Origin of the sequence: Phenylobacterium sp. (assembly GCF_030681155.1) — a bacterium.
GTDB lineage: Bacteria > Pseudomonadota > Alphaproteobacteria > Caulobacterales > Caulobacteraceae > Phenylobacterium.
Window position 1 is genome coordinate 29,826 of sequence record NZ_JAUXXE010000063.1, and the last position, 9,462, is coordinate 39,287.

Sequence of the window (9,462 nt, forward strand, 5' to 3'; positions counted from 1 at the left end):
GTCTGGATCTCGGAATAGGTCGGCTGCGAAAGCGCCATTCCCCAATCAGGTCCCTTGGCGCCTTGAACTCGCCCTCGAAAGCGCCGAGTTTCCTTTCTATGCGCCGTCTCCTAGTCGCCTTCGCTCCGCTCGCCCTCGTCGCGGCCTGCGCCACGCCACCACAGCAGCAGGCTGGGTGGACGCCTCCAGCGCTCGACGGCATGGGCGGGTCGGCCTACGGCGCTTTCCTGGCTGGGCAGGGGGCGCTGAACGACGGCAAGGGCGCGGAGGCCGCAGCCTATTTCGCCAAGGCCGAACTTGAGGGCGGTTCCAGCGATATGCTGCAGGATCGCGCCTTCACCGCCGCGGTCCTGGCCGGCGATATTCCCCGCGCCGCCCAGCTTGCGCCGCAGGGCGAGGAAGCCTCCGAATCCACCAAGCGCATGGGCCAGTTGGTCAAGGCCGTGGAGTTCATGGCCAATGGCGACGGCAAGCCCGCGCAAGACGCCTTGGCCGGCGAGAATATCGGTTTCCCGCACCGGGGCGCGGCGTCGCTGCTGGCCCCCTGGGCCGCGGCCATGGCCGGCGACGTCGAGGGTTCGCTGATCCGGCCGGAAGTCCGCAACGACCGTGTCGTCGACTATTTCGGCCAGCTCGGCCAAGCCTATCTGTTCGAACGCGCCCGGCGCTATGACGAGGCCGAGACGGATTACAAGGCGCTGACCGGCGGCGACACCCCGGGCGACATCGCCGTTCTGGCCTATGGGGCCTTCCTGGAGCGCCGCAAACGTGGTCCGGACGCCGTAGCCCTGTACGACCGAGCCTTGCGAGCCCAGCCCAACGATGAGGCCCTGGCGAGCGCGCGCGCGCGCGCAGCCACCGGCAAAGGCGCGCCGCCGCAACCAACCCTGCGCCAGGGCGCGGCCCAGGTGCTGATCGCGCCGGCCGCCGGAATGCTGGCCGCCAAGCAGGACCAGTTGGGCCTGGCCTATCTGCGGCTCTCCCTGCGGCTTGATCCGGCCCGCAACGAGGCGTGGCTCATGGTCGGCGACCTGATGGAGAGCGCCGGGGATATCGACGCCGCGCGGGCCGCCTATGGCAAGCCCAAGCCCGGTTCGCCGGAATATCCGGTCGCGGTCTCCAAGCTGGCTTGGAGCTTCCAGAACGCCAAGGAGCCGGAAACGGCCCTGAAAATGGCCAATGCGGCGGCCTCTTCCGGCGATCGCGACGCCAGGATCACCTATGCCGACCTGCTGCGCGCCAACGACCGGTACGATGAGTCCGCGCAGGTGTTGTCGAACCTGATCGGCGATGATCCCAATCCCGACTGGCGGCTGCTCTATGCGCGCGGCGTGTCCTATGAGCGCTCTGGGCGCTGGCCGGAGGCCGAGCGCGACCTCCAGGGCGCGCTGAAGCAGCGTCCCGACGAGCCCGAACTGCTGAACTATCTGGGCTATAGCTGGATCGACCGCGGCGAACGGCTTCCTGAGGCGCTTGGAATGGTCCAGCGAGCGGTGGCGGCCAATCCGCAATCCGGCGCGATGATCGATTCGCTCGGTTGGGCGCACTATCGCCTGGGCGACTACAAGAAGGCCGTGCAGTTCCTGGAGCAGGCGGTCGAGCTTGAGGCCGGCGATCCGGAGATCAACAACCACCTCGGCGACGCCTATTGGCGCGTCGGCCGCCGGATCGAGGCGGATTATCAGTGGCGCCGGGTCCTCACCCTCGATCCTGACGACAAGATCAAAGCCGACGTCGAAGCCAAGTTGACCAGCGGCCTGGGACCCAAAGGCCCAGCTACGACGTCCCGCGTCGCCGGGCCATAGGCTCACGCCATGAGCACGGTCGCCTTCGCGCCTGCGAAGATAAACCTGTTTCTGCACGTCGGCGCGCCCGGCGACGACAGCTACCACCCGCTTTGCAGCCTGATGGTGTTCGCCGACATCGGCGACAAAGTGGTGATCCACGACGCCGACGCCTTGTCGTTCCGCGTTCACGGCCCCTTCGCGGCCGGTCTCGCAGGCGAGGACGACAATCTTGTTCTGCGCGCGGCCCGCGCCCTGCTGGCGCGTGCGCGCGGGCCCCAGCCGCCGCTATGCCTGTCGCTGGAGAAGAACCTGCCGGTGGCCGCTGGCCTGGGCGGCGGTTCGAGCGACGCGGGCGCGGCTCTCCGGCTGATGCGCTCTGCGCTGGGTATCAATATCGACGATGAGGCCCTAGAGGCCGTCGCCGCCTCGCTCGGCGCCGATGGCGCCGCCTGCCTGTGGGGCCGGCCGGTTATGGCGGAAGGAAGGGGCGAACGGCTGACGCCTTCGCCCGAGCTCCCGATGATCGAGGCGGTGCTGGTCAATCCGGGCGTCGCCGTCTCGACGCCGGCCGTCTACCGCGCCTTGGATGACAGCAAGGCCTTTGGCGACGTCGCGCTGCCGCCGATGCCCGCCGCCTTCGAGAGTGTCGAGGAATTCGCCGCCTGGCTGGGCATGATGCGCAACGATCTGCAGGACCCGGCCATCGCCCTGGCGCCTGAGATCGGTGATGTGGTCGAGACCTTGGCGGACGAGCCCGAGACCCTGCTTGCCCGTATGTCAGGCTCGGGCGCGACTTGCTTCGCCATCTGCGCCTCGGACATTGAGGCCGAGGCGCTGGCTGAGCGTATCGCCAGCATGCGCCCCGGTTGGTGGGTTCGTCGCTGCCGCCTGGGCGGCCCCTGGCCGGACTGAACTGTCTCCCCCAAACGAAAACGGGGGCCCCGAAGGACCCCCGCTCGTAGTTGATCGGTGAAGGCGCGGCCTAGTCGTGCAGCGCTTCGCCGTGTTGCGAGAGATCGAGGCCTTCGACCTCGGCTTCTTCGCTGACCCGCAGGCCGACCGTGTACTTCACGATCATCAGGATGATGAAGGTGCCGATCGAGGCGTAGGCGATGGTGATGGCCACGCCGTAGAGCTGGGTCATCAGGCTGGCGCCTTCGCCAAGGCTGTTGACGGCCGGGTCGGCGAGGACACCGGTCAGCAGGGCGCCGATGATGCCGGCGATGCCGTGAACGCCGAAGGCGTCGAGGCTGTCGTCGTACTTCAGCAGGCGCTTCAGCCACACCGCGCCGAAGTAGCCGCCAGCGCCGCCCAGCAGGCCGATGATCAGCGCGCCTTGCGGGTTGACGAAGCCGGCGGCCGGGGTGATGGCGACCAGACCGGCCACCGCGCCGGAGGCGAGGCCCAGCATGCCGGGCTTCTTGCGTTCGACCCATTCGATCACCATCCAGGCGATGGCGGCGGCGGCCGTGGCCACCTGGGTGTTGAGCATGGCGATACCGGCCAGGGCGTTCGAACCGACGGCCGAACCGGCGTTGAAGCCGAACCAGCCAACCCACAGCAGGCTGGCGCCGATCATGGTCAGCACCAGGTTGTGCGGAGCCATGTTGTCAGTGCCGTAGCCTTTGCGACGGCCGAGCACGAGGGCGCAGATCAGGCCGGCGACGCCAGCATTGATGTGAACCACGGTGCCGCCGGCGAAGTCGAGCACGCCAGCACCGCCGAGGAATCCGCCGCCCCAGACCGCGTGGGCGGTCGGCGCGTAGACGAGCAGGGACCAGAGCACGGTGAAGACCAGGACCGCCGAGAACTTCATCCGCTCGGCATAGGCGCCGGCGATCAGGGCAGGGGTGATGATCGCGAAGGTCATCTGGAACATCACGAACACCGATTCCGGGATCGTGGCGGCCAGGCTGTTGGTGCTTTCCATCGTCACGCCGGACAGGAACGCGTTGCTGAACCCGCCGATGACCTTGTTCAGCCCTTCATTGTCGTTGGCGCTGAAGGAGAGTGAGTAGCCGGCGATCATCCAGACGACCGAAATCACCGCGGTGATCGCGAAGGACTGGGCGACCGTGGCGATGACGTTCTTGCGCCGCACCATGCCGCCGTAGAACAGCGCCAGGCCGGGAATGGTCATCATCAGCACCAGGGCCGTGGAGGTCAGGACCCAGGAGGTGTCGCCGGTGTCGAGCGCGGGCTTGGCCGCTTCTTCCTCGGCGGCGGGCGCGGGAGCGGCTTCAGCCGCCATCGGAGCCGGCGTTTCGGGCGTGGCCGTGGCGGGAGAGGCCTCGGCGGCCACCGCGGCTGGTGCGGCGGCGTCCTGTGCGAAGGCCGCCGCCGGGGCGAGTATGCCGCCCGCGAGCATGGCGGCGAGCGCCAAGCCCGTCAGCTTTTGTAGTCCAGATTTCTTCATTGTCGTGATCCCCTTGTCCCGATGAGTTCGGCGGCGCCTAGAGCGCGGCCGTGCCGGACTCTCCGGTCCGAATTCGCACTGCGTCCTCGACGTTGAGGACGAAAATCTTGCCGTCCCCGATCTTGCCCGTGGCGGCGGCGGCCTTGATGGCTTCGACGGCCTTGCCGGCGGCGGAGTCATCGACCACCGCTTCCAGCTTCACCTTGGGGACGAAGTTCACTTGATACTCGGCCCCCCGGTAAATCTCCGTCTGCCCCTTTTGGCGGCCGTAGCCTTTGACTTCCGAGACCGTCAGCCCCTCGACACCGGCGCCCACGAGCGCTTCGCGCACGTCGTCCAGCTTGAAGGGTTTGACGATCGCTATGATCAATTTCATCGCCTGCTCCCGCGCGCCCTGTAGCCAGGGGTGCGCCCTCGTGTTGTCCCGCTCCGCCGGGAGACACGGCTCACTTCTCCCCCTCCGACGGCTAGACAACGCTATCGGGGGGCGGCCCGAGCGGCCGCGCTTGGTAACCTCTGATCAAGGAAAAGGCGCTGCCCGTGCATTTGGTGTGCAGATCGGCGTTATGGCGCCCAATTTGAGGGCGTTTTGGCGATCCAGGCGTCACGGTTTGGCCGTATTGGGGTGGGTTCTCACGGGGCCGTGATCGCCGCGCGCGCCGCGAAGCAGGCTTTTTGCAGCGGGAACTAACGCCACCGCGGAGCGCTTGATGATTGCGCGGCCCGGTTGCGGGGGGGCTGGGCCATCATTCGGAGACGACGAGATGATGATCAGAACTCTGCTCACCGCCACTGCGGCGATGGCTCTGCTTGCAGGCGGGGCCCATGCTGGCGAAGGCAAGAAGAAAGCCGCTCCGGCTTCGGCCCCGGCGGCGTCGGCTGACCAGATGGGCAGCGACACCTCAAGCCAAACCATGGCCAACCCGCCTGTCAGCGCCGACGCCATGAGCTCGGGCGTCGACACCTCGGCCACGGCGTCGAATATCCGCGTCGTCACCAATGGCCCGGTCGCCGACACGCCGGAAAATCGCGCGAAATTCCCGCCGCTCTCCAAGACCGGCCGGAACACCAAGCCGCGCGGCAACTAAGGATCAAGCGGTCCGTCGTGGCGGCCACGTCGGACCGATGATCTTCATTGATGGAGTGCAGGTGGCCAAGCGCCAGCGTCGCGGAACGAACTTGGCCGCTAGACGCTATCTATCTGCACGGCCCGGTTGAGGCTGGGCCATTCGGAGGGATGATATGAAGATAGTCGCTATCTGCACCGCCGTCGCGGCGATGGCCTTTGGCGCGAGCGCCGCCTACGCGCAAACCGCCAGCCAACCCCAGCCCGCCACTCCGCCTGCGCCGCCCCCCGCCCAAAGCGCGGGCCTGCAGGTGACGACCAGTGTGGACAGCGGTGGCGTGACCGTTCACCGTGTCACCAACGGTCCGGTGGCCGATACGCCGGAAAATCGCGCCAAGTTCCCGCCGCTCTCGGCGACCGGGCGCAACACCAAACCCCAAGGCAAATAGAGCAAGGCTTTCCGCCTTGAAGGGAAGGTCGGCGGGCCCTATGGTCCGCCGACTTTTTTTGCGCCTGCGAAACCAGCCCTATGTCAGCCAAAAAGCCTCTATCGTTTCAGGACCTTATCCTGAAATTGCACGACTATTGGAGCCGTCAGGGCTGCGTGATTCTACAGCCACATGACGTGGAGGTAGGGGCAGGGACCTTGCACCCGGCCACCGTGCTGCGCGCGCTGGGGCCCAAGCCGTGGCGTGCGGCCTATGTTCAGCCCTCGCGGCGGCCCGGCGACGGCCGCTATGGCGAGAACCCCAACCGGCTGCAGCACTACTACCAGTATCAGGTGATCCGGAAGCCGAACCCCGACACCCTGCAGGACCTCTATCGGGGTTCGCTGGAGGCGATCGGCCTGGACACCCGCCTGCACGACATCCGCTTTGTCGAAGACGACTGGGAAAATCCGACCGTCGGCGCCTGGGGCCTGGGCTGGGAAGTCTGGTGCGACGGGATGGAAGTCACGCAATACACCTACTTCCAGCAGGTCGGCGGCATCGACGTCTGGCCGGTGGCGGGCGAGCTGACCTACGGCCTGGAACGCCTGGCCATGTACATCCAGAACGTGGACCACTTCACGGACCTAGCGTTCAACGATCCGGACGGCCCCGCGCCGATGACCTATGGCGAGGTGTTCCTGGAGAACGAACGCCAGCAGTCGGAAGCCAACTTCCACCTCTATGACGTGGACACGCTGAAGCGTCAGTTCGAGGACATGGAACGCCAGGTGCCGCGTCTGCTGGAGGGCCGTGGTCCTCAGGGGCAACGCACCGTGCTGCCGGCCTATGACCACGTCTTGAAGGCGAGCCACCTGTTCAACCTGATGGACGCGCGCGGCGCGATCGCCGTGGCCGAGCGTCAAAGCTACATTGGCCGCATCCGCGACCTGACCAAGATGTGCGCCGAGGCCTGGGTCGAGAACGAGGGCGGCAACGCCGTGAAGTCCGACGCCGAGACGGTGAAGGCCTGAACATGCCCCAACTGCTGATCGAACTTTTCTCTGAAGAGATTCCCGCCCGCATGCAGGTGCAGGCCGCGCGGGACTTCGACCGCATGGTCCGCGAGCGCCTTGCCGCCGAGGGCCTGCTGCCTGAAGGTCTGAAGACCTTTTCGGGCCCGCGCCGCCTGACCCTGATCGCCGAAGGCCTGCCGATCGCCCAGGGCGACCGTCATGAGGACCGCAAGGGCCCGCGCGTCGGCGCGCCTGACGCGGCCATCGAAGGCTTCCTGCGCTCGACCGGCCTCACCCGTGACAAGCTGGTGGAGAAGGACGGCGTCTGGTTCGCCCATATCCACCGCGCCGGCCGTCCGACAGCCGAGATCGTCGCCGAGATCCTCGATCAGGTGATCCGCAGTTTCCCGTGGCCCAAGTCGATGACCTGGGGCCGGGGCACGCTGCGTTGGGTGCGCCCGCTGAAGCGCATCGTCTTCATATTCAATGGCGAGGTCGTGCCGTTCTCCATCGACGGTATCGAGAGCGGCGACGTCACCGAGGGCCACCGGTTCATGGGATCGGGCAAGCCCTTCAAGGTGAAGGACTTCGATAGCTATCGCGACAAGCTGGCGGCCCATTTCGTCATCCTCGACCCCGAGGAGCGGAAGGACCGGATCATGGATGGCGCGCGCACCCTGTGCTTCGCGCGCAATCTGGAACTGGTCGATGACGACGGCCTCCTGGACGAGGTCGCGGGCCTGGCCGAATGGCCGACCCCGATCCTGGGTGACATGGATCCCGATTTCCTGGACCTGCCGCCTGAGGTGATCCGCACCTCCATGCGCACGCACCAGAAGTATTTCGCGGTCAGCGATCCGGCGAGCGGCAAGCTCGCCCCGCACTTCCTGACCGTGGCCAATATCGAAGCGGCCGACGGCGGCAAGGAAATCGCCCGCGGCAACGGCAAGGTGCTGTCGGCGCGTCTGAAAGACGCCCGGTTCTTCTGGGACGAGGACCGCAAGGTCACCCTGGAACAGCGCCTGGAAAAGCTAAGCGGCGTGACCTTCCACGCCAAGCTGGGCACCCTGGCCGAACGGGTCGAGCGCCTGGAGATCCTCGCCGGAGCTATCGCGCCGCGCGTCGGCGCCGACGTCTCCAAGGCGGTCCTGGCCGCACGCCTGTCGAAGGCGGACCTTGCGACCGGCATGGTCGGCGAGTTCCCCGAGCTTCAGGGCCTGATGGGCGGCTATTACGCCCGTGAGGAAAAGATCAGCCCCGTCGTCGCCGACGCCATCCGCGATCACTACCGTCCGGTGGGCGCCAGCGATGAAGCGCCGGACACCCCAGTGACCATGGCCGTGGCCATCGCCGAGAAGCTGGACACCCTGACGGCCTTCTTCGCGATCGACGAGAAGCCGACCGGTTCGCGCGATCCCTACGCCCTGCGCCGCGCCGCGCTCGGCGTGATCCGCATCCTGCTGGGCTCCGAGGCCCGCGCCCCGGTGCGCGAGCTGGTCGCCGATTGGTACAAGTCGCTGCGCTGCTACGTCGATCCGGGCCGTGCGCTCTATGTCTCGACCCGCCGCACCACGGGCTATCTCGGTCCGAAGTCGCGCGCGCCGTCGGAGGTCTTCCAGACCTATGTCGGTGAGTTCGAGGCCGCGCTGCTGGAAGGCAAGCCCTACGTCGTTTCCACCGACGAGGACTTTGACATCCGCTTCGACCGCACGGCCCAGGCCGGCGAGGCGCCGGAAGGCGAGGTCCAGTACGAGTTCCGCCCCTATGCGGTCGTGAGCGACGAGGTGCTGAGCTTCCTGGCCGACCGCCTGAAGGTCGCCCTGCGCGATCAGGGCAAGCGGCACGACCTGGTGGACGCGGTCTTTGCGCTCGGCGACGACGATCTTGTGCGGATCGTCGCGCGGGTCGAGGCCCTCGACGGCTTCCTGACCGGCGCCGATGGCCCGAACCTGCTCGCCGGCTACAAGCGCGCCGGCAACATCTTGAAGGCCGAAGAGAAGAAGGGCGCATTGCCCGCCGGTCCCGCTGTCGCCATGCCTGGCGCGCCGAAGGAAGAGGGCGATCTTATCGCTGCTCTCGCCGGCGCCGAGGCTCCAGTGGCGCGTGCGTTGCAGGATGAGGATTTCGCAGGCGCCATGCGTGCACTATCGGCACTGCGCGGCCCCGTGGATGCCTTCTTCGAGGGTGTATTGGTAAATTCGGAAAACGCGGCGGAACGTGAAAACCGCCTGCGTCTTCTCGTGCAGGTTCGCGATCTGATGGAACGGGTCGCGGACTTCTCACAAGTGACGGGCTAAGGAGGCCTCAAGGAATGTCGACCGATACGCTGACCAAGTCGCGCTGGGTCTATTCCTTCGGCGGCGGAAGCGCCGATGGTGACGCCTCGATGAAGAACCTGCTGGGCGGGAAGGGGGCCAATCTCGCTGAGATGTCCTCGCTCGGCCTGCCGGTTCCTCCGGGCTTCACGATCACCACCGAAGCCTGCGTCCACTACTATTCGAACGAAAAGCAGTACCCGGCCGAGCTGAAGGACCAGGTCCTGACCGGCCTGGCCACCGTCGAGAAGCTGACGGGCAAGACCTTCGGCGATCCGGCAAATCCGCTGCTCGTCTCCGTTCGCTCGGGCGCCCGGGCCTCGATGCCTGGCATGATGGACACGGTGCTGAACCTTGGCCTCAACGATGAGACCGTCGCGGGCCTGGCCAAGCTCTCCGGCGACCGCCGCTTCGCCTTCGACAGCTATCGCCGC

General features: G+C 66.9%; 9 protein-coding genes. 7 read left to right on the plus strand and 2 right to left on the minus strand.

Going from position 1 to position 9,462, the window contains the following annotated elements; translation table 11 throughout:
• Positions 1-98: 98 nt before the first annotated feature.
• Entirely contained in the window at positions 99-1,805 is a 1,707-nt protein-coding gene (locus tag Q8M13_RS16085) for a tetratricopeptide repeat protein (protein WP_305301058.1), read from the plus strand.
• A gap of 9 nt (positions 1,806-1,814) precedes the next feature.
• Positions 1,815-2,699 (plus strand): 4-(cytidine 5'-diphospho)-2-C-methyl-D-erythritol kinase, encoded by an 885-nt coding sequence (locus tag Q8M13_RS16090; protein WP_305301059.1) that lies wholly within the window; start codon positions 1,815-1,817, stop codon positions 2,697-2,699.
• Between the two features lie 70 nt (positions 2,700-2,769).
• Here the strand turns inward: Q8M13_RS16090 and Q8M13_RS16095 are convergent, their stop codons facing one another.
• Positions 2,770-4,203 (minus strand): ammonium transporter, encoded by a 1,434-nt coding sequence (locus tag Q8M13_RS16095; RefSeq protein ID WP_305301061.1) that lies wholly within the window; start codon positions 4,201-4,203, stop codon positions 2,770-2,772.
• A gap of 37 nt (positions 4,204-4,240) precedes the next feature.
• The gene (locus Q8M13_RS16100; RefSeq protein ID WP_056736988.1) at positions 4,241-4,579 is read right to left on the minus strand and encodes a P-II family nitrogen regulator; all 339 of its coding nucleotides are present in this window, start codon (positions 4,577-4,579) and stop codon (positions 4,241-4,243) included.
• Positions 4,580-4,967: 388 nt separating this feature from the next.
• Between Q8M13_RS16100 and Q8M13_RS16105 the strand changes: the two genes are divergently transcribed.
• From Q8M13_RS16105 to Q8M13_RS16125, 5 genes are all read left to right on the plus strand, one after another.
• Positions 4,968-5,291: a hypothetical protein gene (locus Q8M13_RS16105; protein WP_305301062.1), complete on the plus strand. Its 324-nt coding sequence runs from the start codon at positions 4,968-4,970 to the stop codon at positions 5,289-5,291.
• Between the two features lie 154 nt (positions 5,292-5,445).
• Complete coding sequence (locus Q8M13_RS16110) at positions 5,446-5,718, plus strand: hypothetical protein (RefSeq protein WP_305301063.1); 273 nt, start codon at positions 5,446-5,448, stop codon at positions 5,716-5,718.
• An 80-nt stretch (positions 5,719-5,798) separates the two neighbouring features.
• Positions 5,799-6,731 carry a glycine--tRNA ligase subunit alpha gene (locus Q8M13_RS16115; RefSeq protein ID WP_305301064.1) on the plus strand — a complete coding sequence of 311 codons (933 nt, stop codon included), beginning with the start codon at positions 5,799-5,801 and terminating at the stop codon, positions 6,729-6,731.
• A gap of 2 nt (positions 6,732-6,733) precedes the next feature.
• Positions 6,734-9,010: a glycine--tRNA ligase subunit beta gene (glyS, locus tag Q8M13_RS16120; protein WP_305301065.1), complete on the plus strand. Its 2,277-nt coding sequence runs from the start codon at positions 6,734-6,736 to the stop codon at positions 9,008-9,010.
• 14 nt (positions 9,011-9,024) lie between these two features.
• A partial coding sequence (locus Q8M13_RS16125; RefSeq protein WP_305301066.1) for a PEP/pyruvate-binding domain-containing protein occupies positions 9,025-9,462 on the plus strand: 438 nt, incomplete at its 3' end.

Excerpts from the sequence above, each read along its gene's own strand:
- Q8M13_RS16090 (WP_305301059.1), top strand. The coding sequence starts at position 1,815 with ATGAGCACGGTCGCCTTCGCGCCTGCGAAGATAAACCTGTTTCTGCAC.
- Q8M13_RS16105 (WP_305301062.1), top strand. The coding sequence starts at position 4,968 with ATGATGATCAGAACTCTGCTCACCGCCACTGCGGCGATGGCTCTGCTT.
- Q8M13_RS16110 (WP_305301063.1), top strand. The coding sequence starts at position 5,446 with ATGAAGATAGTCGCTATCTGCACCGCCGTCGCGGCGATGGCCTTTGGC.
- Q8M13_RS16115 (WP_305301064.1), top strand. The coding sequence starts at position 5,799 with ATGTCAGCCAAAAAGCCTCTATCGTTTCAGGACCTTATCCTGAAATTG.
- Q8M13_RS16085 (WP_305301058.1), top strand. The coding sequence starts at position 99 with ATGCGCCGTCTCCTAGTCGCCTTCGCTCCGCTCGCCCTCGTCGCGGCC.
- Q8M13_RS16095 (WP_305301061.1), bottom strand. The coding sequence starts at position 4,203 with ATGAAGAAATCTGGACTACAAAAGCTGACGGGCTTGGCGCTCGCCGCC.
- Q8M13_RS16100 (WP_056736988.1), bottom strand. The coding sequence starts at position 4,579 with ATGAAATTGATCATAGCGATCGTCAAACCCTTCAAGCTGGACGACGTG.
- glyS (WP_305301065.1), top strand. The coding sequence starts at position 6,734 with ATGCCCCAACTGCTGATCGAACTTTTCTCTGAAGAGATTCCCGCCCGC.